Source organism: Caulobacter sp. Root1455 (genome assembly GCF_001426905.1).
Lineage (GTDB): Bacteria > Pseudomonadota > Alphaproteobacteria > Caulobacterales > Caulobacteraceae > Caulobacter.
The window spans coordinates 1-21,163 of sequence record NZ_LMFQ01000026.1 but is presented as its reverse complement, the minus strand read 5'-3'; the positions used below and the strand labels follow the sequence as shown (position 1 = coordinate 21,163).

The window sequence follows — 21,163 nt, the reverse complement described above, 5'->3', positions numbered from 1 at the left end:
TGAAGGTCTCGCTGACGTATTGACCTTTTCGGCGTATGAGGGCCCGCCAATTGCCGGACGGAAGTTTTTGGATCGACGCCAAGCGTGTGCGCCTTGTGTTCAGTGAGCGGTCGCAGCGTAGCGAAAAGCGTCGTAGGGAAGCGTGCGAAGGGTGAACTTGAACACGTTTCAACGTGTTGAAAACAATAGAAATGCAGCAATTTCAAACTCATAGATTTTCCATTGCCCCGATGATGGACTGGAGCGATCGCCATTGCCGGTCGCTGCACCGGGTGCTGTCGCGCCGGGCGCTGCTGTATTCGGAGATGGTGACCAGCGGCGCGGTGCTGAACGGCGACCGCGAGAAGCTGCTGGGGTTCGACGCCGGCCAGCATCCGGTGGCGCTGCAACTGGGCGGGTCCGAGCCCGCCGACCTGGCCGCCGCCGCGAAGATTGGCGAGGACTACGGCTATGACGAGATCAATCTGAACGTCGGCTGCCCCTCCGACCGGGTGCAGAGCGGCCGGTTCGGAGCCTGCCTGATGCGCGAGCCGAAGCTGGTGGCCGACTGCATGGCGGCCATGGCCGCGGCGGTGTCCGTGCCGGTGACGGTCAAGTGCCGGATCGGGGTCGACGACCAGGAGCCGGAACAGAGCCTGTTCGAGCTGGTCGACCTGTCGGCCCAGGCCGGGGTCACCAGCTTCGTGGTCCACGCCCGCAAGGCCTGGCTGAAGGGGCTGTCACCGAAGGAAAACCGCGACGTGCCGCCGCTGGACTATCCGCTGGTCCACCGGCTGAAGGCCGAGCGCCCGGACCTGACCATCGTCATCAACGGCGGAATCCCGGACCTGGACGTGGCGCTGGAGCAGCTGGAACACGTCGACGGCGTGATGCTGGGGCGGGCGGCCTATCACGAGCCGGGCCTGCTGGGACAGATCGACCGTCGGGTGTTCGGCGAGGCGGTCGCCGATGTCGACGCGTTCGAGGCGGTCGAACTCTACAAGCCCTACATGGCTGGCCAGTTGGCGGCGGGCGTGCATCTGGCGGCGATGAGCCGTCACATGCTGGGCCTGTTCCACGGCCTGCCGGGCGCGCGCGCCTGGCGCCGGATCCTGACCGTCGAGGGCGTGGCGGCCGGGGCGGGGCTGGAGGTGGTCGACCGCGCCCTGGCGGCCGTTCGCCAAGCCGTGGACGCGCGCCAAGCCCGGTCGCTGGAGGCCGTCGCGGTCTAGGGTCTAAGAGCGCAGGACCAGGGCGCGGGGCGTGGCCTGGAAGCTGGACAGCCGGCCCAGATAGGTCATGCCCAGCAGGGAGGTCTCCAGGCCCTTCTCGACGACCAGGGCCTCGACGTCGCGCACCTGGGCGCCGGCCACCGAAACGCTGGCCAGCTTGACCGAAGCGGCGCGGGTCTCGCCGGAGGCCGTCATGACCTTGTAGCTGTAGTCGAGGGCCTTGGTGTCGATGCCCAGGCGCTTGGCGTCGGTCTGACTGAGGGCGACGGCGGTGGCGCCGGTGTCGATCAGGAAGCGCACGGCGCGGCCGTCGACCTTGGCCTCGGCCCAGAAGTGGCCGTCGGCGGCCTTGACGATCTGGGCGGCGCCGTCATCGACGGCGGCCACGGCGGGGGCGGGACCGCGCAGGTCCGGCTGGCGCAGGTCGTCCAGCGACACGACGGCCTTCGCCGCCCCGACCGCCGAGAGCGCGCCTACGATCGCGATGGTCGCGAACTTGAGCATAGAAGTCACCCCGCCATACAGGCTTTGTGGCCGCTTTTACGGCCGTTGCGGGGAGAATAGCCGCGAATGGGTTGTCAACCGGTGAATCGGCGCAACTCGCGAGTGAACAAGGTTAATCCGACAATAATATAATGGCAAGTTAAAAAGTTGTAATACTGTCGAGTACCAATGTTACGTCAGTGTAATGTACAAGATGACTTCGATTTAACTTCAAATGAACCTTGTAACGGCACATACCGCTGCTCAACGGGAAAACCCGATTTGTCGAGGGAATATGCCATGAAGAAGATCGCTGTCGCCGCCGCTGTCGCCGTTTCAGCCCTGGCGTTCGCCGCCCAGGCCTCCGCCGCCGTCAGCAATTTCGACCTGCTGCAAGCCGCGCGCTGCCGCGGCCTGGCCGCTTCGGATACGCTTGGCAAGATGGACACCGCCAAGATCGACGCGATGCTGAAGACCGAGTCCTCGGCCCGCGAACTGGCCGTCCGCACCTCGATCGTCAACAAGATGACGGCCGCTCAGAAGGAAGCCAACGCCGCTGACGCCGCCAAGAAGGAAAAGCTGCTGGCCGAGCGCTCGGGCGCCTGCGCCGCCTGGCTGAACTAGGATCTAGCCCGGGCCGGCCATCAGGCTGGCCATCGGGTCCGGGCGATGGGGCAGGGCGGCCATGATCGCCGCCCGTTCCTCGTCGCTCAAGCGCGCCCAGCCGGCGATCTCCGGCAGGGTTCGCCGGCAGCCCAGGCAGACGCCTGTCGCGCCATCGACCGCGCAGACCTTTACGCAAGGCGTGGCGATGGCGCGGGGCGGACGAGCCGCCGAAGTCACTGTGTCGAGGGGTGAGCTCATGCCCCGAACTTCGCCGCTGGAGGCGTGCCGCGCAAGGGGGCGGGCTCGCGGTGCGGCGTCGTGCGTCGGTTTCAAGTGCGTTTGCGTCCCCCGCCGTCCTTAGGAGAGAACCGTCATGCGTAGCCTGAAGATCGCCCTCGTCGCGGCCATGGTCGCTTCGGCGGCCGCCCCGGCCTTCGCCGCCGACCGCATCAGCGACACCGACCTGCTGCGCGCCTCGCGCTGCCTGGGCCTGGCCAAGGCCGAGAGCCTGGGCGCCGTCGACGCGACGGCGCTGGAAAGCTTCGTCAGGGCGCAGCGAAAGGGCCGGGATCCGGGTCTGCGCGACCGCTCCGACAACGCCGAGAAGACCGCGCGAAGCCAGGCGTCCAGCGCCGGCGGCGACCGCAAGGCGACCCTGCGGGCCGAGCGTGACGGCGCCTGCAAGACGCTGATCGAGAACCCGACCGGCGCCTGATCGTCCCTAGGTCCCTTTGCATGGAGCGCGGGCTGGCTTAAGTCCGCGCCCATGACATCCTCCTCGCCCGCCGCTTCCCCGTTCGACGACATCCGCAAGCTGGCCGCCGACGCGCCGGCCGCTCCGACCTCGACTTTCGAGGGCGGCGACCGCCTGGCCGAGATCTCGGCCTGGCTGACCGCCTGGACTGGCAAGACGCCGCCGGCGGTGCTGCGCCCGGTCGTCGCCCTCTACGCCGGCGCGCGCCAGGGCGTGGGGCCGCGCGGCTGGGCCCGCGAGCGCCTGGAGGCCGTGGCCGCCGGCGGGGCCAATGTCTGCCGCATCGCCGGCGTCCAGGGCGCGGGGCTGGAAGCCTTCGACCTGGCCATCGACCGTCCGACGCCCGACGCGGTCGCCAAGGCCTCGATGAGCGAGAAGGAATGCGCCGCGACCATGGCCTTCGGCATGGAGGCTCTGGCCAAGCAGCCCGACCTGCTGATCCCCGGCGTGATCGCCGCCGAGACCGACCGCGCGGCCGGCGCGCTGGCCCTGGTCCTGTTCGGCGGCGAGGCCTCCGACTGGAGCGACGCGCCCGAGCCGATCGTCGCCGCCGTGGCCCGCGCCGCGGCCGAGGGCGACCTGTCCGATCCGCTGCAGGCCTTGCGCCAGCTGGGCGGGCGCGAGACCGCCGCCCTGGTCGGGGCGATCCTGGCCGCCCGGGTCCAGAAGATCCCGGTGCTGCTGGACGGCTACGCCGCCTGCGCCGCCGCCGCCGTGCTGCACGCCCTGGATCCGGTCCTGATCGCCCACTGCCAGGCCGGCCACGTCGGGACCGCCAAGGGCCATGCCCGCCTGCTGGAAGCGCTGGGCAAGCGGCCGCTGATCAATCTGGATATCGCCGACGAAGAGGGCGTCGGCGGGGTGACCGCCCTGGCCCTGGTGCGGCTGGCCTGCGAGGTCCGCTAGGGTCGCGAAACGCGCAACCTGAACAATGTTTACGTTGACGCTAAGGTCATCTTTCCAAACGCTCGTTCGAACTCTAAGGTGACTCCCGAAAGCCAAGACGGCCCCCGAAGAGGGCCGATTTCCGGGAGTCCGCCATGAACCTCGATTTCTCGCCCGAAGACGTCGCGTTCCGCGACGAGGTCCGCGCCTTCATCGCCGAGAACTACCCCGCCGGCCTGCGCGAAAAGCAGGAGGAGGGCGAGGAGATGGCCAAGGAGGACTTCCTGTCGTGGCATCGCACCCTGGCCAAGAAGGGCTGGGTGGCCCCGGCCTGGCCGGAGAAGTACGGCGGCCCGGGCTGGACCTCGGTCCAGCGCTACATCTGGTCGGAAGAGACCGCCCGCGCCGACTGCGTGCCGATCCTGCCGTTCGGCATCAACATGGTCGGGCCGGTGATCTACACCTTCGGCACGCCGGAACAGAAGGAACGCTTCCTGCCGCCGACCCTGTCGGGCGACATCTGGTGGAGCCAGGGCTATTCCGAGCCGGGCGCGGGTTCAGACCTGGCCAGCCTGAAGACCAAGGCCGAGCGCTTCACCGGCGACGACGGCAAGGAATACTACCTGGTCAACGGCCAGAAGACCTGGACCACCCTGGCCCAGCACGGCGACTGGATCTTCTGCCTGGTCCGCACCGACCCGACCGCCAAGATCCAGGAGGGCATCTCGTTCCTGCTGATCGACATGAAGTCGCCGGGCGTGACCGTGCGTCCGATCATCACCCTGGGCGGCGAGCACGAGGTCAACGAGGTCTGGCTCGAGAACGTCAAGGTGCCGGTCGAGAACCGCATCTATGACGAGAACAAGGGCTGGACCTGCGCCAAGTTCCTGCTGGCCCACGAGCGTTCGGGCATCGCCGGCGTGGCGCGCTCCAAGCGCGGCATCGAGCGCATCCGCCAGATCGCCCAGGTCGAGTTGGGCGACGACGGCCGGCCGCTGCTGACCGACCCGGACTTCAAGCGCAAGGTCGCCGACCTGGAGATCGACCTGACGGCCCTGGAATATACCGAGCTGCGCACCCTGGCCGGTGAAGCGGCCGGCAAGGGCCCGGGTCCGGAATCCTCGGTCCTGAAGATCAAGGGCACCGAGATCCAGCAACGGATCACCGAGCTGGTGCTCGAAGCCGCCGGCCACTACGGCGCGCCGTATTTCCGCGGCTTCCCGAACGACGGCGACAACGCCCACCCGATCGGCCCCGACTTCGCCCACCGCGCCGCCCCGACCTATTTCAACGTCCGCAAGACGTCGATCTACGGCGGCTCCAACGAGATCCAGCGCAACATCATCGCCAAGATGGTGCTGGGGCTCTAGCGACCCGACGGCGGGCGGCCGAGCCGCCCGTCGCGATTTCCAACACGATCACCGCAACCCCGAAGCCGGCGGCGCCGCACGGGGCAGATAAAGACGGGAAACCTGGGATGGACTTCAACTTCACCGAAGAGCAGTCGATGGTCCGCGACACGGTCGCGAGCTTCCTGCAGGACAAGTACGACTTCGAGACCCGCCGCAAGATCGTGGCGTCGGAGAGCGGCTGGCGCGCCGACTACTGGAAGGCCTTCGCCGAGGAGCTGGGCATCCTGGGCGCCCCCTTCAGCGAAGAGCTGGGCGGCCTGGGCGGCGGCGCGATCGACAACATGATCATCATGGAGGAGCTCGGCAAAGCGCTGGTCATCGAGCCCTATCTCGGCACCGTGGTCATCGGCGGCGGCTTCATGAAACACTCGGGCTATGCCGGCGCGGCCTCCGTGATCGAGGGCATCGTGGCGGGCACGACCACCATCGCCTTCGCCTATGCCGAGCCGCAGGGTCGCTACACCTGGCAGGACCTGAAGACCACGGCCAAGAAGGAAGGCTCCGGCTACGTCCTGAACGGCCACAAGGCCGTGGTGGTCGGCGCGCCGTTCGCCAGCCACCTGGTGGTCACAGCCCGCACCGGCGGCGGCCAGCGCGACACCGGCGGCGTCTCGGTGTTCCTGGTCGACAAGAGCCTGCCGGGCATCGTCACCCGCGACTATCCCACCGTCGACGGCGGCCGCGCCTCGGAAGTCTATTTCGAGAACGTCTCGATCCCGGCCGACGCCCTGATCGGCGAGGAGGGCGGCGGTCTGCCCCTGGTCAACAAGGTGATCGACGAGGCCACCGCCGCCGCTGGGGCCGAGGCCGTGGGCGTGCTGCGCAAGCTGCACGAGGGCACCCTGGACTACGCCAAGCAGCGCAAGCAGTTCGGCACCGCCATCAGCAACTTCCAGGTGCTGCAGCACCGGATGGTCGACATGTTCATCGAGGTCGAGCAGGCCGTGTCGATGACCTACATGGCCACCATCAAGCTGGACGAGAGCGACGCCGAGCGCGCCAAGGCCGTCTCGGCCGCCAAGGTCCGCATCGGCCGGGCCTGCAAGTTCGTCGGCCAGAACGCCATCCAGATCCACGGCGGCATGGGCATGACCGACGAGCTGGCCATCGGCCACTATTTCAAGCGCGCCTCGATCATCGAGGGCCTGTTCGGCTCGGTCGACCACCACCTGAAGCGCTACGAATCGCTGTCGTTCGGCCAGGCGGCGTAGGCGTCGAAAGCCCGCGCCGTTTACGGACAACCGCCGATTGAAGTCGAAACCGCCCGCGACACGCCGTCGCGGGCGGTTTTTTCTTTGCGGCGCAAGGCCTTGCCCAGCAAGGAAAACGCCGATTGTCCGTAGGCGGAATTCGTCAGGGTTCGGATGATTTTTCTTGTGTTTCGCAAGCTCTGGCGCATGATTCTCGACGACGCGCTGACGACTAAGAGGGTGCAAGCCCCTGTAAGCCGCGCGCGTCTCCTGGTCCAACGGCCTGTTGGTTTTCAAGCGAGTCTGGGAGACGCCGCCAATGAACGTATCGAGAATGAACCACGCGATGCTGTCCTTCGCCCTGATCGGCGGGATGCTGGTCGGAGGCAGGCAGACGCCCAAGCCGCCGATCGCGGAGCCGTCGAAGGGTTCGAAGAAGTAGACGAGAGGGCGGACGGGGGGTCCCCGTCCGCCCAGTCTCTCTAGGCGATCAGCAGCTCGCCCACGACCGGGGCCTGATCGACGTTGGCGACGTCCTGGGTGCGCAGGTGAGCCTCGAGGATGTCGAGAATCTCGGTGTCGAGCTCCGCGTCGAACTTGCGGGCGAAGAGGTCCGGACTGGTCGTCAATGACACGGCGTCGACGGCCGTGAAGGTCCGGGGCCGCAGCTTGATGTCGCCGTCCGGGATCCAGTCGATCATCCGCTTGTCGTCATTGACCACCTCGCCATGGGCGGCGGTGTTCATGATCACGGTCTGGAAGAAGCCCTCGTCGGCGATGAAGGTGTTGCGATAGAACGCCTTGTAGCGCTCGACCGACGGGTCGTGGCAGACGAAGTCGCAGAAGGCGCGGCTGACGATCTTCCACTGGGTGCCGATATAGGGCGTGGCGCCGTCGAGGAAGAGACGGGTGGCCAGGGTGTCGATGATCCGACCGCCAAGCTCCTCCACATATTGCAGCACGCGGCCCATGGTGTCGGGCCGGACCTTGGCCTGATCGAGCACGCGGATGAATTCCTTGCCGCGATTGCGGGTCAGGAAGCCCTTGATCCGCTTCTGGGTCATCAACGGGAAGTCCTGGCCGCTGAGGTTGATGAAGTGGGTCCAGTCCTTGCCCATCTCCAGCAGCTTGGCCATGCCGCGCAGCTCGGCGTCGACCAGGCTGTAACCGCCCCACAGGGCCTTCTTGCTCTCCAGCACGGCGGCGTTGGAATAGGCCGCCAGGAAGCCGCGGACGTCGGCCTCAAGGGCCGGGCCGGAATTCTTGTCGACATGCACGAGGTAGTGGTTGTCCGGGTCGTGGATGGCCTTGAAGAGGCGTTTGAACTGCTCGGGATAGCGGTGAACAAGGACGAGATAGGCGATCAAGCTGACGCTCCTGAATGGCGCCGTGCGCGCCAAGATATGATCTGGGGAACGCGGGCGGCGAGCCACGGGACGCGAGCCGTCGCGCGCGGGCCTGGCCCGGCGGCGAATGTTCGCGTCCGGCGAGGCTCACCGGTCGGCGTCGTGTTCTGAGGGTCGGGGAGGAGCGCCCGTATGTCCGGCGCGTGGCGGGCCGTTCCGCCTGAGGGGCGCACGAGCCGATGGCGCGTCTGCGCGCCTTGCCGGCGGTCCTATCATGTCCTGGGGTGCGGCGCGGATAAATCGACGCGCTTGGCCGGCGGTCCAGAGCGGGAAGGTCGAAGGCCGGAGCGCACGCCGCGTCGGTTCGACACGGCGTGCGGGTCGCCGGGTCTTACGGCTTGGCGGCCGTGTTGCAGTCGGCGAGGCCGGCGGCGTCCAGCTCTTCGCCGCGATAGTTGAAGGCGGCCACGGCGCCGAGTTCGGCGGCGACCTTGCGGCAGGCGCGGCCGATCGGCAGCGACTTGACCTGGGGCGCGGCGCAGGTGTCGCCGTTGCAGCGCCACATGGCGCCGTCCTGGATCAGGGTGGGGGCCTTGCTGGGGGCCTTCAGCTTGAGAACGGCGCCCTCGGCGGCGAAAGCGCTGGTCGCCATACCAAGAGTGGAGAGGGCGGACGCCGCGACGAGCGCGGTGACGAAGATACGCATGCTTGTTTCCTATTATCCCCTAAGGCCGACATGGGGAGGTCGACCGAGGGCATAATGCGTTGCGTTTCACAACTAAGTCAACAAACGAACGTTTGAAGCGGCGTCCTCTTGCCCTGTTTCGGCCAGCCACGCCAGTAGGGCGGGCGTTATGTCGGCGGCTTTTTCCACCACCCGCCAGCACTGCGCCAGCGAGGGCGGGGTCAGGCCCTGGTCGATGGTGTGCCGCAGCAGGGCGAACAGCGGGTCCCAGAAGCCGTCGGGATTGTGGAAGATGATCGGCTTGCGGTGCAGATCCAGCCGCCGCCACGACAGCAGCTCGATGATCTCCTCCAGGGTGCCGATGCCGCCGGGCAGGACGACGAAGGCGTCCGAACGCTCGAACATCATCATCTTGCGCTCGTGCATCGAGGTGACGACCACGGTCTCGACGTCGTCGAACGGCTGCTCGCGACCGCGCAGGAAATCGGGGATGACGCCCAACACCTGGCCGCCGGCCGCATGGGCCCCCCGCGCCGTCGCGCCCATCAGCCCGACCCCGCCGCCGCCATAGACCAGCTTCAACCCGGCCTTGGCGAAATCGCCGCCGATCTCGAACGCCGCCTCGAGGAAGGCCGGGTCCGCCGTGTTCGACGAGCCGCAATAGACGCAGACGGCCTGGGCGGCGCTCGCGGTGACGGCTTGGCCGCTGGACAGGTCGGGCATCGTCGTCCACTCCAGGAAAATAAAAGCGCGCCGGTCCTTGTAGACAAGGTCGGCGCGCCGCACGTGAGCACCCAAGGAAATAGGTCGCCGGGGCGTCGTCGGCCGTTGGATACGCCATGATCAGGATTCGCGAGATCGGTTTCAAGTCGGCCAGCTTCAAGTCCGCCTGCGTCGTCGCGGCCTTCGCCACGCTGGCGCTCGGCGCTTGCGGCCGCGAGGACAAGGGCTGGCGGCGTGATCCGGCGGCGGCCAAGACCGAGCAGCCCTCGCCCCAGGCCGGCTATCTGAAGCCGCCGCGCGTGGTGTCGGCCATCCGCCAGGGAAACGCCGTGGCGCTGTCGGGCGAGGCCGAGCCCCTGGCCAGCGTGCGGCTGGGCGCGCCGACCGGCGAGGCGCTGGTCGGCAAGGCCGACGCGGCCGGCGCCTGGCGGCTGATCGCGCCCCTGGCCGCCGAACCCCGGCTCTATGGCCTGTCGATGACCCTGGAGGGACGAACCGTGCAGGCCCAGGGCTATCTGATGGTCGCCCCGAACGGCGCGGCGGTGCTGCTGCGCGCCGGGGCCGGGGCCGAGGTGATGGGGCAGAGCTCTCTGTCGCCCCGCATCCTGGCGATCGACTATGACCGCGGGGGCGGGGGCGTGGTCTCCGGCGTCGCCACCCCCGGCGCGGGCCTGGGCGTGCGCGTCGACCGCACCACGCGCGGCGAAAGCAAGGTCGGCGCGGACGGCCGCTTCTCGATCTCCCTCGACCAGCCCTTGATGGAGGGAACCCATACCATTCAGGTGGCGGGCGAAGGCGGCGAACAGCAGGTGGTCATCGAGGTCAGCCCGCCCTTGCCGCCCACCGGCGGACCGGTGCGCTCCACTTTTTCGGCCGGGGGCTGGCGCGTCGACTGGATGACGCCGGGCGGCGGCCTGCAGACCACCCAGCTGCTGGGCGGCGCCCAGTGAGGGGCATGGCGCGGTCCGGAGCCGTGGCCGGCGCGGTCGCGTCCCCCGAAGTCAAGGCCAACGGCTGGAAGGCCCTGGCCGACCTGTTCAGCCTGGTGATGCGCTCCAAGGCCCCCGGCCTGCGCTGGCGCGTGACCCTGGCCCTGCTGTTCACCTTCGCCGGCAAGTTCCTGGGCGTGATCGCGCCGCTGCTGCTGGGCAAGGCGGTCAACGCGCTCAGCGCGGGGCAGGAGGCGGGCGTCCAGATCGGTCTGAGCTTCGCGGCCCTGGCCGGCGGCTGGGCCCTGATCCGCTTCATCGCCGCCGTCGCCCCCCAGGCGCGCGACGCGGTGTTCACCCCCGTCGCCCAGGCGGCCCAGACCCGCGCGGCGGTCGAGACCTTCGCCCACGCCCTGTCGCTGTCGATCGACTTCCACCAGACCAAGCGCACCGGGTCGCTGTCGCGGGTGATCGATCGCGGCGCGCGGTCGATGGACTTCCTGCTGCGCGGCCTGGTGTTCAACATCGCGCCCACGGTGGTCGAGCTGATCATGGCCGCCATCGTGCTGGCCAAGGCCTATGACTGGCGCTTCGCGCTGACGGCGGTGGTCACGGTGGTGATCTACGGCGTGGTGACCTTCACGATCTCGGACTGGCGGATCGGCCATCGGCGGGTGATGAACGAGGCCGACGCCGAGGCCGCCGGCCGGGCCGTGGACGCGCTTTTGAACTACGAGACGGTCAAGGCCTTCGGGGCAGAGGCGCGGGCCGTCGGCGGCTACGACACCGCCCTGACGGCCTACGGCGCGGCCAATATCAAGGCGACCAACTCCCTGACCCTGCTCAACACCGTGCAGTCGGCGGTGATGAGCCTGGGCCTGGGCATGATGGCCATTCTGGCCGGGGGCGAGGCGGCCGCGGGCCGGATCGGGCCCGGCGACGTCACCGCCGCCGTGCTGATCCTGGTCAACCTCTATGGACCGCTGAACATCCTGGGCTTCGCCTATCGCGAGATCCGCCAGTCGTTCATCGACATGGAGGCCATGCTCGACCTGCGTCGCGCCCAGCCGGACGTGGCCGACGCGGCCGACGCCGTCGACCTGCCGCCGCCCGTCGACCGGCGCGGCGGGGCCGTGGCCTTCGAAGAGGTGTCGTTCCGCCACGGCGCGCGTTCGGAGGGGCTGCAGGGCGTGACCTTCGCGGCCCAGCCGGGAACCACCGTGGCCATCGTCGGCCCGTCCGGCGCCGGCAAGACCACCCTGGTGCGCCTGGCCCTGCGGATGATCGATCCCCAGGGCGGGCGTGTCACCCTGGACGGCCATGACCTGAAGGCCCTGAAACAGGCCTCGCTGCGCCGGGCCGTGGCCCTGGTGCCGCAGGACGTGGCCCTGTTCAACGACACCCTGATCGCCAACATCGCCTTCGCCCGTCCGGACGCTTCCGAGGCCGACGTCTGGGCCGCCGCCGAGGCGGCCGAGCTGGGCGAGTTCATCCGCAACCTGCCCGAGGGCATGGACACCAAGGTCGGCGAGCGCGGGCTGAAGCTGTCGGGCGGCGAGCGCCAGCGCGTGGGCATCGCCCGGGCCCTGCTGGCCGACCCGCGCGTGCTGATCCTGGACGAGGCGACCAGCGCCTTGGACAGCCGCACCGAGGCCGCCATCCAGGCCACCCTGCGCAAGGCGCGGGCCGGACGCACGACCCTGGTCGTCGCCCACCGCCTGTCAACCATCGCCGACGCCGACGAGATCATCGTGCTGCGCCGTGGAAAGGTTGTGGAGCGTGGCGGCCATGCGGCGCTTTTGGAGGCCGGAGGGGAATACGCGGCGTTGTGGCGGCGACAGACTCGGGAGAAACCGGTGGCGGCGGAACAGCTTCACGATTGAATTCCGAAATCCGCCAAGCTAGAACAAAGATAGAACAAAAAACGGCGGTTACTGTCATGCTGACTCGAAAGATCGATCGGGCCCTGGACGCGATGGCCGCCTGCAAGGACCGGGTTCCGGCCCTGCGCGAGATCTACCGCGCCGACAGCCCCGAGGGCCTGGCCTTGGGCAATCTGATGGAAGCGGTGGAGCAGGCCCAACAGGTGCTGCAGGGCCAGGCCGCGCGCGCCGGCGAATAGGCCTTCACAACCGTTCCTCGCGAGAAATGTGGGGTGCGGGGCGGCGGGCCGCCGCTGTATCCTGCGCCACGCCCATCCGACCTCAGGAGCCGCCCATGCGCTATCTGCACACCATGGTCCGCGTGAAGAACCTCGACGCCTCGCTGCGCTTCTATTGCGAAGGCCTGGGACTGACCGAGGCTTACCGGATGGAGAACGAGAAGGGGCGCTTCACCCTGGTGTTCCTGGCCGCGCCGGAGGACGTCGAACTGGCCAAGGAGCGCAAGGCGCCCCTGGTCGAGCTGACCTACAACTGGGACCCCGAGGACTATCAGGGCGGCCGCAACTTCGGCCACCTGGCCTACCGGGTCGACGACATCTACGAGACCTGCCAGCGGCTGATGGAAATGGGCGTGACGATCAATCGTCCGCCGCGCGACGGCCACATGGCTTTCGTCCGCTCGCCCGACAACATCTCGATCGAACTGCTGCAGGACGGCAGTCTGGAACCGGCCGAGCCCTGGGCCTCGATGCCCAACACCGGCGCGTGGTAGGGGCGCGCCCTAGACCAGCTTCACCCAGGGCTCCGGCGGCGTGTACATCGCGGCCAGGGCTTCGAGACGGCCGGCCGGGTCATCGATGATCGCCAGCCAGGCCAGGCGGGCCAGCTCCAGCCGATAGTCGGCGGCGTAGCCGGTCGAGAACGGCGACTGGGTGCTGCCCGGCGGCTCGGCGGCCTTGGCGTTGGCCAGCTTCTGACGGGTCAGGACGGCCGGGCGGTCGATCAACACCTGGCCTTCGCCGCCCGCCACCCAGCTGTCGACCAGGGCGCACACGGCCACCGCATGATAGACCATGACGGGCAGGACGCGCTTTTGGGGCGCCGGCTCGGCGACCATGGTCGGCTTGACGGCGTTGTGCGGGCTGGTGATCCGGAAGGCCAGGGCGTTTGCGCCGCGTTGCAGGACGGTCTTCCAGTGATCGTTGGTCTTGCTCATGGTTAAGCCTGTATCCGCTACGCGGCGCGCGGTGAAGACCCAACGCGGCAATTGGCGTAACGGATACAGGCTTGATGAGAAATCCCGCCCTCGGAACGCTTTGCGGCTACTCGGCCGCGGCCGTGGCGAGCGTCTTCAGGGCGGGGTAGTCGACATAGCCCCGGCCGTCGCCGCCATAGAAGGTCGACGGGTCCGGATTATTGAGCGGCGCGCCGAGGCGCAGGCGCTCCACCAGGTCCGGATTGGCGATATAGGCCTTGCCGAAGGCCACGGCGTCGGCCTTGCCCGCGTTCAGGGCGGCCTGGGCCGTGGCGGCGGTGAACCGCTCGTTGGCGATGTAGACGCCGCCGAACGCCTTCTTCAGGTCCGCGCCCAGGCTGTCGGGGCCCTCGTATTCGCGGGCGCACAGGAAGGCGATGCCGCGCTCTCCCAGCGCCTTGGCCACGTAGCCGAAGGTCGCGGCCAGGTCGCTGTCGCCCATCGAGTGGCTGTCGGCGCGCGGCGCCAGGTGCATGCCGACCCGGCCGGGGCCGAACACCGAGGCGGCGGCGTCGGCGACCTCCAGCATCAGGCGGGCGCGGTTCTCGATCGAGCCGCCGTAGCGGTCGGTGCGCTGGTTGGAGCCGTCCTGCAGGAATTGGTCGAGCAGATAGCCGTTGGCGCCGTGGATCTCGACGCCGTCGAAGCCGGCGGCCTTGGCGTTTTCGGCGCCCTTGCGGAAGGCCTCGACCACCCCGACCACTTCCTCGGTCGTCAGGGCGCGCGGCGTGGGGTAGGGGCGTTCGGGACGCAGCAGGCTGACATGACCCTTGGCCGCGATGGCGCTGGGGCCGACCGGGGCCTCGCCGCCATGGAACGACGGGTCGGAGATCCGGCCTACGTGCCAGATCTGCATGAAGATGCGGCCGCCCTTGTCGTGCACGGCCTTGGTGACCTGCTTCCAGCCCTCGACCTGTTCTTGGGACCAGATGCCGGGAACGCCTTGATAGCCGACGCCCTGCGGCACGACGGGCACGCCCTCGGTGATCAGCAGGCCGGCGGAAGCGCGTTGGGCGTAGTACTCGGCCATCAGTGCGTTGGGGATCTGGGTCGGGCCGGCCCGCAGCCGGGTCAGCGGCGCCATGACGACGCGGTTGGGCAGCTCGAGGTCGCCAAGGCGAAGCGGATCGAACAGAGTGGGCATGAAGCGGTCCATCAAGGGTTCGCCGACCCCGCGCCGGCGCCCCGCTTATCTGGCGTCTCGCGCCTCGATCGCAACTGCCACTGAGGCTGATTTTATTCTGACGCGGGCCGCAGGGAATCTGGGGGGAACGTCTCGGCCGCGCCGGTCGTTGGCTTGGGACCAGACTGGAGAACTCCCATGGCCGAACCCGACGTGACCAACGGCGACGAACCGGACGACACCTACGATCCCTCGACGGTCGAGGCCAATCTCAACATCCAGCAAGGCGGCGGAGTCGGCGCCCGCGATCTGGCGCGACAGGAAGAGCCGACCGAGATCGTCACCCTCGAAGAGGAAGACGAACCCGCCGAGGCGCTGGGAGCCGCCCATCCCAAGGAATGATCGTCATGGCCGAACTCAACGCCGACAAACGCGACAAGCTGCCTGACAAGGCGTTCGCCGAGCCGGAGAAGCGCGCCTATCCGATCGAGGACAAGGCCCACGCCCGCAACGCCAAGGCCCGCGCCAGCCAAGCCGTGAAGGCCGGCCGGATGTCCAAGGCCGAGGAAAAGCGGATCGACAAGAAGGCCGACGCGGTCCTGAAGAAGGACTAGGCCTGAAGAAGCGTTAGGGCTCGACCCCGGCGCGCGGTCCGGTCTATTCGCGTAGGACGCAACGCGAACAGAGAATCCGCCCATGCCCTCCGGCCTCGCCGCCCTTCTCGACGACATCGCCGGCATCACCAAGCTGGCGGCCGCCTCGCTGGACGACGTGAGCGGCGCCGCCGGCAAGGCCGGGGTCAAGGCGGCCGGCGTGGTGGTCGACGACACCGCCGTCACCCCCGGCTACGCGATGGGGTTCACGCCCGACCGCGAACTGCCGATCGTCTGGAAGATCGCGGTCGGTTCGTTCCGCAACAAGCTGCTGTTCCTGCTGCCGGGCGCGCTGATCCTCAGCGCCTTCGCGCCGTGGGCGGTGACGCCGATCCTGATGGTCGGCGGCGCCTATCTGGCCTTCGAGGCCACCGAGAAGATCATCGAGGCCTTCGCGCACCACGAGATCGCCGGCGAGGAGGTCGAGGAGCTGGCCCAGAGCAGCGCCGAACTGGAAGCCGAGAAGGTGGGCGGCGCGATCCGCACCGACCTGATCCTGTCGGGCGAGATCATGGCCATCGCCCTGGCCGACGTGGCCGACAAGCCGCTGGCCGTCCAGGCCGCCGCCTTGGCGCTGGTCGGCGTGTTGCTGACCATCGCGGTCTATGGCGTGGTCGGGATGATCGTGAAGATGGACGACATCGGCCTGCATCTGGCCAAGGGCGGCTCGCGGGCGCTTCGAGGGCTGGGGCGCGGCCTGGTCAAGGCCATGCCGGTGACCATGGAGGCCCTGACCGTGATCGGCACGGCGGCCATGCTGTGGGTCGGCGGCGGCATCATCGTCCACGGCCTGGAACATTTCAACCTGACCCCCGTGCCGCACTGGGTCGAGGCCGCCTCGCATTGGGCGGCTCAGGTCCCCGGCGTCGGGGCGGTGACCGGCTGGCTGGCCACGGTGACCTGCTCGGCGGTGGTGGGACTGATCGTTGGCGGCGCGATCGTCGGCGTCGTCCACCTGATCCCACGCAAAAAGGCGGCGCACTAGGCGCCGCCTTGTGTTTGCCCGCGCGGAGCGGCCCGCTGACTAGGCGGCCTGGCGCGCCGTGCGGTAGCCGTCGATCCGGTGGAAGATCGAGGCCATGGCGGCGTGCGCCGGCTGGTGATCTTCGTTGATGTGACCTTCGGCGAAGATCAGGGCCAGGCGGTCGCGGGCCCGGCTCACCCGGCTCTTTATGGTGCCCAGGGCGGCGCCGGTGATCTCGGCGACTTCTTCATACGACATGCCGGCGGCGCCGATCAGGATCAGGGCCTCGCGCTGGTCGGGCGGCAGCATGTCCAGCGCCCGGCGCATTTCGTCCAGCTCCAGGGCCGCGGTCGGATTGGACACCGACACGAGGGTCCGTTCGGCGACCTCCGGGTCGAGGGCGCAGGACCGCCACGAGCGGCGCTTTTCCGAATAGAAGACGTTGCGCAGGATCATGAAGGTCCAGGCCTTCATGTTGGTGCCCGGCTGATAGGAGTTCCGAGAGGCCAGGGCCTTGGTCAGGGCGTCCTGGGCCAGGTCGTCGCCGTGGCTGGCGTTGCCGGTCAGCGAGCGGCCGAAGGCGCGCAGGTGCGGGATCAGGCTGACGAGCTCGCGCTCGAACGTCGTCTGGGCCGAAGTCGGATTGGTCATGGCGATAGTCCCCGTTCGGAGAATGAACGCGCCCGACCAACTAAGGCTCCGCTTTTCGGTAAATATATTTGACCGAACGCCGGTCAGGCCTCGGCGGCGATCTGGCGCAGGGCCTGTTCGAAATATTCCGGCGGCTGACCGCCCGAGATCAGGTAGCGGTCGTTGATCACCACGGCCGGCACCGAATTGATCCCCGCCGCCTGCCAGCGGCGTTCGGCGTCGCGGACCTCCTGGGCGTACTGGCCCGAGGTCAGCACCTTGTGGGCGGCGTGCGGATCCAGGCCCGCCTTCATGGCCGCGGCGACCAGCACCTCGTGGTCGGACGGATCCTGGTTGTCGGTGAAATAGGCGTCGAACAGGGCGTGCTTCAGGGCCTTCTGGTCGCCGACCAACCCGGCCCAGTGCAACAGGCGATGGGCGTCGAAGGTGTTGTAGATCCGGCTGTTCTCGTCGGTGACCATGGAAAAGCCCACCGAGGCCGCCCGGTCGTGGATGGCCTGGCGGTTGGCCGCCGACTGCTCGCGGGTCGCGCCGTACTTCTCGGCGACGTGCTCGACGATGTTCTGGCCCTCGGGCGGCATGTTGGGATTGAGCTCGAAGGGCTGGAAACGGATCTCGGCGTCGACCAGGTCGCCGACCCGCTCGAGCGCGGCCTCCAGCCCGCCCAGGCCGACGATGCACCAAGGGCAGGAGACGTCGGAGACGAAGTCGATCTTCAGAGGCTTGGTCATGGCGCGGTCCGGTGGCGGCGAGATCGCAGATATAGGACGCGCGCCGAGGATTGCACGACGAACAATCGGACGGATCGCGTCGAAGGCGGAAAAGAGGAGTGGGTCGCGGATCGAAGTTCCGGCGGGTTCAAAGCGCGATCTTCGAGAAATCGAAGTCGCGACTTTGAGGAGGTGGCTCCGCTTCGTGGACGCATTTCGAACTCAGTGTCGCACGCCTAACCGGGATCTGGGTGTGCTGTTCGAGAAAATCCGCCTCTTCAACGCCAGCCGATCATCGATCTAGCGCGCGGCGATCGTCCGGGTCTGGGCGCCAGCCGGTGAGCGGACCAGGCGAAGGTCTGCTCGGGGTGGTGAGCAGACCTAATTGAACAGGTGGCTGTCGCCTTCCTTCGGCGCACGTCCCACATGCCTAAGATCAGTTCCTGGGTTCCGAAGGTCCATTAGTGCCAAGACGTTACCGCCGCGCATGGCAGCGGCGATGGTGCCATCCTGTGACCATCGGACTTCGGCATTTGGCTCGCCTGGTGCTCGGTCCGGCACCCTAAAAGAGCTGACAATCTGCCGCCCCTCAGGCGCAGCCATGTCGAGCAGGTACAGATAGGCGGTCTCACCATCTGCCTCGAAGACAACACCGAAGCGCCCATCCGACCTAACAACGCTGCTAAACTCTTCGTCCATACCGCAATGAGAGCCGAAGCCGGTTCGGTCTGCAATGGGTGGTTTTCAGACTAGGTGTCCGATTACTGGATGCTATGCGATGGGGATGACACCGCCGGTATCGGCAGGTCTCCATTTGTGGGGATGGTAATCGCTCGCCCAGCAAGCCAAGCCTTCAGAGGCTCGCTCGGCGGGCTGGCTTTGAACTGCTGAGCCGCGCCGAACCCGCCAAGGCGCCCGCTTCGAACTTGCGCATCCATCTCTTCAGACGAGGTCGGATAGCGTCGAAGGCAGTCGCTAATCAGGGCCGCCCATTCGCTGAATGCACCGCCCTCAGCCTCCTCTGGAGAGATGTAGCGTGCGAGGTCGCCGGGAAAGTTGGCGGTGTGGATCAGGAAAGGAGGAGGCGTGGTGATTTTGCCCGAGCTATTCACGAAATCACCAATACCGGAAAAGCTCAAACCCAGGAGGCCGGAGGTGCTGACCGCTCCCCACTTCAAGTGAGGCGTGAAAACGAAAAAGGGCGTGATTTCCACGCTGGCGCTAAAAAATACCGGGGCGCGACCAAGTTTGCCCGGCAACTTGAATTTAAAGAGGCCAAGTTCGGTCAAGGCATCGACGCCTTGCCACTTCAGCGGATTTTCTTTCGCCATCGTGCGTCCTGGCTAAGCCAACTTAAGTCGCACCTGTACCCCCTAGCTTTGCTGTGCGTAAGGGGCCCTCCCGTGGGACAGGGAAGGTCCAACTTGGGTCGGGTGCAGAAATGAGTGCCGCGCCTGAAACCGGAACTTGACCGAGTTGGGCCAGGCGACGCTGAACTGAGGGCTATCGCATAAATTTCAACTCGCCTCAGTTGCGCCTCGCGACGGACGCCCCTACGGTCAAGCTTCGTCGGGATTTGGGTGGGGACGTTCGGTGGCTCTTTTGGTGCGGTCGCGGCTGGCGATCGCCTTGGTCTCGCTCGCGATCGCGAGCGCGGCGTCCGTGTCGGCGGCCCAGGTCACCACGACCTACACCTATGACCCCCAGGGGCAAGGCAAAGCCGTCGCCCGGCCCAGTGGCGCCGTGGCCTACACCTACGACGCGGCGGGCAACCGCACCGCGCTGGGGGCGAGCTATCCCGCCCCGACGGCTGTCAACAGTTCGTTGTCGGTGGCCTTCAACGGCGCGGACGCCACGGTGGCGCTCCCGGTCGGCGGCTATGTCACAGGGGCTGCGATCGTAACCGCGCCAGCCCACGGCTATTATGTCGTCACTGGCACGACGGCGACCTATACGCCTAACGGCCTGTATTCCGGTCCCGACAGCTTCACCTACACCGCCACCGGTCCTGGCGGCACGAGCGCGCTGGCCACGGTGTCGGTGACGGTCGGCGCGCCGCCGCCCAACAATCCGCCGACCGCGGTCAACGACGGCGCGGTCCAGATCCGCGCGGGCGACACGGTCAATGTGAACGTCACGGCCAATGACAGCGACCCCGACGGCGACACGCTGTCGATCGTCTCGCTGAGCAAGACCACCTCGACCAAGGCCGACTATTCGTTCAGCGGCGGCACGATCACGGTCATGGCCAAGTCCTCCAAAGGGAGCGACAGCCTGACCTACACGATCACCGACGGCAAAGGCGGCACGGCCACCGCCACCCTCTCCATCAATGTGACCTTCTAGGCGTGCGTGGCGTGATGACCAAGTCGATGAGCTTCCCGTCGTTTCGCGCGGCCCTGCGCGGAAGCCTGGCCGCCCTCGCCCTGGCCGCTGCGGCGCTGCTGGGCGGCGTGGCCCCCGCCCTGGCGCAGGACCCCATTCCACCGCCCCAGCATTCCGCGGTCGACGCCAACGGCGTGGACCTGATCAGCGGCAGCATGAGCGTCAGCCAAGCGGTCAACAGCATCGGACCTAGCGGCCCAGGCGGCTTGTCGGAATCGTTCTCGTTCGGATCAGGGTTTTCGATCCCGACCACAAAATCCTACGTCGTCCTCGCCCCCGACGGCATGCAGACGACCGTCTCGTTCATGGGGCGCAGTCAGATCTATCCCGGTACGCCCGATGTCGAGACCACCATCGAAGGCAATACGCTCAGCCAGGACGCCAGCAACATCGTCTATACGCTGGCCGACGGCACGGTGGCCCGCTTCCAGAAGGTCCAGATCAACTACGACCGTCCATTGCCGGTTCGCGGCGCGCTGCAAAGCGTCCGCTATCCGTTCGGCGAGATCCTGACGGTCGCCGGTAGCGCCTACGGCGGGCCGATGACCGTCGAGAGCAGCCTCGGCTACGCCATGTCGGGCGACAATTCCGGGCAGGAATGGGGCGCGGTGGCGACTAACCTGACCGACCCGGCCTGCGCCACGGCGTGCCCAACCTTTCTCAATCAGCAGGCCCTCGGGCGATCGCTGACCAAGACGCAGTTCGCCCCGCCGAACACGACGATCATCATCACCAATCCGGCCGGCGGAGCGTCCAGGACCTATACCTTTACCGGGAGCTCCTCGACGCCGAATATCGTGACCTCGGTCAACGACGGCGCCGCGACTTGGACCTATAGTTACAGCCAAGACCCGATCCCGGATCAGACGCTATACCCCTCCGACTACATCCAGGTCGTGACCGCAATCGATCCGCTCGGCAACAAGCGGATCGTCAAGTCGCGGTTCAGCACCCAGAAGATCCTTAGCGATACGGTGGGCGTCAGGCCCGACGGCACCGGCGGGCAGACCACGACCTTCGACTACGGCGACAGTTCCCATCCTGGCATCGGCCGGCTGGTGAAGATCACCGCGCCCGAGGGCAACGCCGTCAGCTACGTCTACGACTACATGAGCAACGTCACCGAGAAGCGCAACGAGCCCAAGCCGGGTTCGGGCCTGACGGCGACGTCGGTGAGCGCCTCCTACAACATGACGCTGTGCACCAGCGTCCAGATCTGCAACCGGCCCGACTGGATCAAGGACGAGCGCGGCAATCAGACCGACTTCACCTATGATCCGTGGTGCCATCTCTACGGGCATGGCGACGGCGGCAA

Annotated in this window: 26 protein-coding genes and 1 pseudogene; 16 read left to right on the top strand and 11 right to left on the bottom strand. The window is 67.6% G+C overall.

Features of this window, described 5'->3' with window-relative positions:
* The first annotated feature begins 191 nt into the window (after nucleotides 1-191).
* A complete protein-coding gene (dusA, locus tag ASD21_RS22415; protein WP_056446903.1) occupies nucleotides 192-1,211 on the top strand; it encodes a tRNA dihydrouridine(20/20a) synthase DusA in 1,020 nt (339 codons plus the stop codon).
* A gap of 3 nt (nucleotides 1,212-1,214) precedes the next feature.
* Here the strand turns inward: dusA and ASD21_RS22410 are convergent, their stop codons facing one another.
* On the bottom strand, nucleotides 1,215-1,715 hold the full coding sequence (locus tag ASD21_RS22410; RefSeq protein WP_056446900.1) for a TIGR02281 family clan AA aspartic protease: 501 nt from the start codon (nucleotides 1,713-1,715) through the stop codon (nucleotides 1,215-1,217).
* A gap of 279 nt (nucleotides 1,716-1,994) precedes the next feature.
* Between ASD21_RS22410 and ASD21_RS22405 the strand changes: the two genes are divergently transcribed.
* Nucleotides 1,995-2,318, top strand: a complete 324-nt coding sequence (locus ASD21_RS22405) for a hypothetical protein (protein WP_056446897.1) — start codon at nucleotides 1,995-1,997, stop codon at nucleotides 2,316-2,318.
* A gap of 3 nt (nucleotides 2,319-2,321) precedes the next feature.
* Here the strand turns inward: ASD21_RS22405 and ASD21_RS22400 are convergent, their stop codons facing one another.
* The gene (locus tag ASD21_RS22400; protein WP_056446894.1) at nucleotides 2,322-2,537 is read right to left on the bottom strand and encodes a DUF1289 domain-containing protein; all 216 of its coding nucleotides are present in this window, start codon (nucleotides 2,535-2,537) and stop codon (nucleotides 2,322-2,324) included.
* Between the two features lie 136 nt (nucleotides 2,538-2,673).
* On the opposite strand from ASD21_RS22400, the gene ASD21_RS22395 reads away from it, so the two are divergent.
* The 5 genes and pseudogenes from ASD21_RS22395 (at nucleotide 2,674) to ASD21_RS24950 (ending at nucleotide 6,983) form a co-directional block, all read left to right on the top strand.
* A complete protein-coding gene (locus tag ASD21_RS22395) occupies nucleotides 2,674-3,015 on the top strand; it encodes a hypothetical protein (protein WP_056446892.1) in 342 nt (113 codons plus the stop codon).
* Nucleotides 3,016-3,066: 51 nt separating this feature from the next.
* Complete coding sequence (locus tag ASD21_RS22390; RefSeq protein WP_056446889.1) at nucleotides 3,067-3,960, top strand: nicotinate-nucleotide--dimethylbenzimidazole phosphoribosyltransferase; 894 nt, start codon at nucleotides 3,067-3,069, stop codon at nucleotides 3,958-3,960.
* A gap of 134 nt (nucleotides 3,961-4,094) precedes the next feature.
* Nucleotides 4,095-5,309, top strand: a complete 1,215-nt coding sequence (locus tag ASD21_RS22385) for an acyl-CoA dehydrogenase family protein (protein WP_056446886.1) — start codon at nucleotides 4,095-4,097, stop codon at nucleotides 5,307-5,309.
* A gap of 107 nt (nucleotides 5,310-5,416) precedes the next feature.
* Complete coding sequence (locus ASD21_RS22380; RefSeq protein ID WP_056446883.1) at nucleotides 5,417-6,562, top strand: acyl-CoA dehydrogenase family protein; 1,146 nt, start codon at nucleotides 5,417-5,419, stop codon at nucleotides 6,560-6,562.
* A 282-nt stretch (nucleotides 6,563-6,844) separates the two neighbouring features.
* Nucleotides 6,845-6,983 (top strand): annotated as a pseudogene (locus tag ASD21_RS24950) (hypothetical protein).
* Between the two features lie 40 nt (nucleotides 6,984-7,023).
* Here the strand turns inward: ASD21_RS24950 and ASD21_RS22375 are convergent.
* The 3 genes from ASD21_RS22375 to ASD21_RS22365 all read right to left on the bottom strand — a co-directional run bounded on the left by ASD21_RS22375 (nucleotide 7,024) and on the right by ASD21_RS22365 (nucleotide 9,295).
* On the bottom strand, nucleotides 7,024-8,016 hold the full coding sequence (locus tag ASD21_RS22375; protein WP_442856996.1) for a beta-1,6-N-acetylglucosaminyltransferase: 993 nt from the start codon (nucleotides 8,014-8,016) through the stop codon (nucleotides 7,024-7,026).
* Between the two features lie 262 nt (nucleotides 8,017-8,278).
* On the bottom strand, nucleotides 8,279-8,593 hold the full coding sequence (locus tag ASD21_RS22370) for a CC_3452 family protein (RefSeq protein ID WP_056446880.1): 315 nt from the start codon (nucleotides 8,591-8,593) through the stop codon (nucleotides 8,279-8,281).
* A 72-nt stretch (nucleotides 8,594-8,665) separates the two neighbouring features.
* Entirely contained in the window at nucleotides 8,666-9,295 is a 630-nt protein-coding gene (locus ASD21_RS22365; protein ID WP_056447271.1) for a TIGR00730 family Rossman fold protein, read from the bottom strand.
* Between the two features lie 116 nt (nucleotides 9,296-9,411).
* On the opposite strand from ASD21_RS22365, the gene ASD21_RS22360 reads away from it, so the two are divergent.
* The 4 genes from ASD21_RS22360 to ASD21_RS22345 all read left to right on the top strand — a co-directional run bounded on the left by ASD21_RS22360 (nucleotide 9,412) and on the right by ASD21_RS22345 (nucleotide 12,879).
* Complete coding sequence (locus tag ASD21_RS22360; RefSeq protein WP_056446877.1) at nucleotides 9,412-10,245, top strand: hypothetical protein; 834 nt, start codon at nucleotides 9,412-9,414, stop codon at nucleotides 10,243-10,245.
* Complete coding sequence (locus tag ASD21_RS22355) at nucleotides 10,176-12,107, top strand: ABCB family ABC transporter ATP-binding protein/permease (protein WP_442856995.1); 1,932 nt, start codon at nucleotides 10,176-10,178, stop codon at nucleotides 12,105-12,107. The genes ASD21_RS22360 and ASD21_RS22355 overlap by 70 nt, the downstream gene beginning before the upstream one ends.
* 56 nt (nucleotides 12,108-12,163) lie before the next feature.
* Entirely contained in the window at nucleotides 12,164-12,346 is a 183-nt protein-coding gene (locus ASD21_RS22350; protein WP_056446871.1) for a hypothetical protein, read from the top strand.
* 95 nt (nucleotides 12,347-12,441) lie between these two features.
* Nucleotides 12,442-12,879 carry a VOC family protein gene (locus ASD21_RS22345; RefSeq protein ID WP_056446868.1) on the top strand — a complete coding sequence of 146 codons (438 nt, stop codon included), beginning with the start codon at nucleotides 12,442-12,444 and terminating at the stop codon, nucleotides 12,877-12,879.
* A gap of 9 nt (nucleotides 12,880-12,888) precedes the next feature.
* Here ASD21_RS22345 and ASD21_RS22340 read toward each other — a convergent pair whose 3' ends face one another.
* Complete coding sequence (locus tag ASD21_RS22340) at nucleotides 12,889-13,323, bottom strand: hypothetical protein (RefSeq protein ID WP_056446864.1); 435 nt, start codon at nucleotides 13,321-13,323, stop codon at nucleotides 12,889-12,891.
* A 106-nt stretch (nucleotides 13,324-13,429) separates the two neighbouring features.
* The gene (locus ASD21_RS22335; RefSeq protein ID WP_056447268.1) at nucleotides 13,430-14,506 is read right to left on the bottom strand and encodes an alkene reductase; all 1,077 of its coding nucleotides are present in this window, start codon (nucleotides 14,504-14,506) and stop codon (nucleotides 13,430-13,432) included.
* Nucleotides 14,507-14,683: 177 nt separating this feature from the next.
* On the opposite strand from ASD21_RS22335, the gene ASD21_RS22330 reads away from it, so the two are divergent.
* The 3 genes from ASD21_RS22330 to ASD21_RS22320 all read left to right on the top strand — a co-directional run bounded on the left by ASD21_RS22330 (nucleotide 14,684) and on the right by ASD21_RS22320 (nucleotide 16,123).
* Nucleotides 14,684-14,887 carry a hypothetical protein gene (locus tag ASD21_RS22330; RefSeq protein WP_056446861.1) on the top strand — a complete coding sequence of 68 codons (204 nt, stop codon included), beginning with the start codon at nucleotides 14,684-14,686 and terminating at the stop codon, nucleotides 14,885-14,887.
* A 5-nt stretch (nucleotides 14,888-14,892) separates the two neighbouring features.
* Nucleotides 14,893-15,099 (top strand): hypothetical protein, encoded by a 207-nt coding sequence (locus tag ASD21_RS22325; RefSeq protein WP_056447265.1) that lies wholly within the window; start codon nucleotides 14,893-14,895, stop codon nucleotides 15,097-15,099.
* A gap of 82 nt (nucleotides 15,100-15,181) precedes the next feature.
* The gene (locus ASD21_RS22320; RefSeq protein WP_056446858.1) at nucleotides 15,182-16,123 is read left to right on the top strand and encodes a DUF808 domain-containing protein; all 942 of its coding nucleotides are present in this window, start codon (nucleotides 15,182-15,184) and stop codon (nucleotides 16,121-16,123) included.
* A gap of 39 nt (nucleotides 16,124-16,162) precedes the next feature.
* On the opposite strand, the gene ASD21_RS22315 is transcribed toward ASD21_RS22320, so the two are convergent.
* The 4 genes from ASD21_RS22315 to ASD21_RS24205 form a co-directional block, all read right to left on the bottom strand.
* Nucleotides 16,163-16,753, bottom strand: a complete 591-nt coding sequence (locus tag ASD21_RS22315) for a sigma-70 family RNA polymerase sigma factor (protein ID WP_056446856.1) — start codon at nucleotides 16,751-16,753, stop codon at nucleotides 16,163-16,165.
* Nucleotides 16,754-16,836: 83 nt separating this feature from the next.
* Nucleotides 16,837-17,484: a DsbA family oxidoreductase gene (locus ASD21_RS22310; protein ID WP_056446853.1), complete on the bottom strand. Its 648-nt coding sequence runs from the start codon at nucleotides 17,482-17,484 to the stop codon at nucleotides 16,837-16,839.
* 360 nt (nucleotides 17,485-17,844) lie between these two features.
* On the bottom strand, nucleotides 17,845-18,162 hold the full coding sequence (locus ASD21_RS25295; RefSeq protein ID WP_156398471.1) for a DUF2251 domain-containing protein: 318 nt from the start codon (nucleotides 18,160-18,162) through the stop codon (nucleotides 17,845-17,847).
* A gap of 62 nt (nucleotides 18,163-18,224) precedes the next feature.
* Complete coding sequence (locus ASD21_RS24205) at nucleotides 18,225-18,794, bottom strand: hypothetical protein (RefSeq protein WP_156398470.1); 570 nt, start codon at nucleotides 18,792-18,794, stop codon at nucleotides 18,225-18,227.
* A 262-nt stretch (nucleotides 18,795-19,056) separates the two neighbouring features.
* On the opposite strand from ASD21_RS24205, the gene ASD21_RS22305 reads away from it, so the two are divergent.
* The gene (locus ASD21_RS22305; RefSeq protein ID WP_156398469.1) at nucleotides 19,057-19,809 is read left to right on the top strand and encodes an Ig-like domain-containing protein; all 753 of its coding nucleotides are present in this window, start codon (nucleotides 19,057-19,059) and stop codon (nucleotides 19,807-19,809) included.
* A gap of 14 nt (nucleotides 19,810-19,823) precedes the next feature.
* The coding region (locus tag ASD21_RS22300) for a hypothetical protein (protein ID WP_056446847.1) at nucleotides 19,824-21,163 on the top strand (1,340 nt) is incomplete at its 3' end.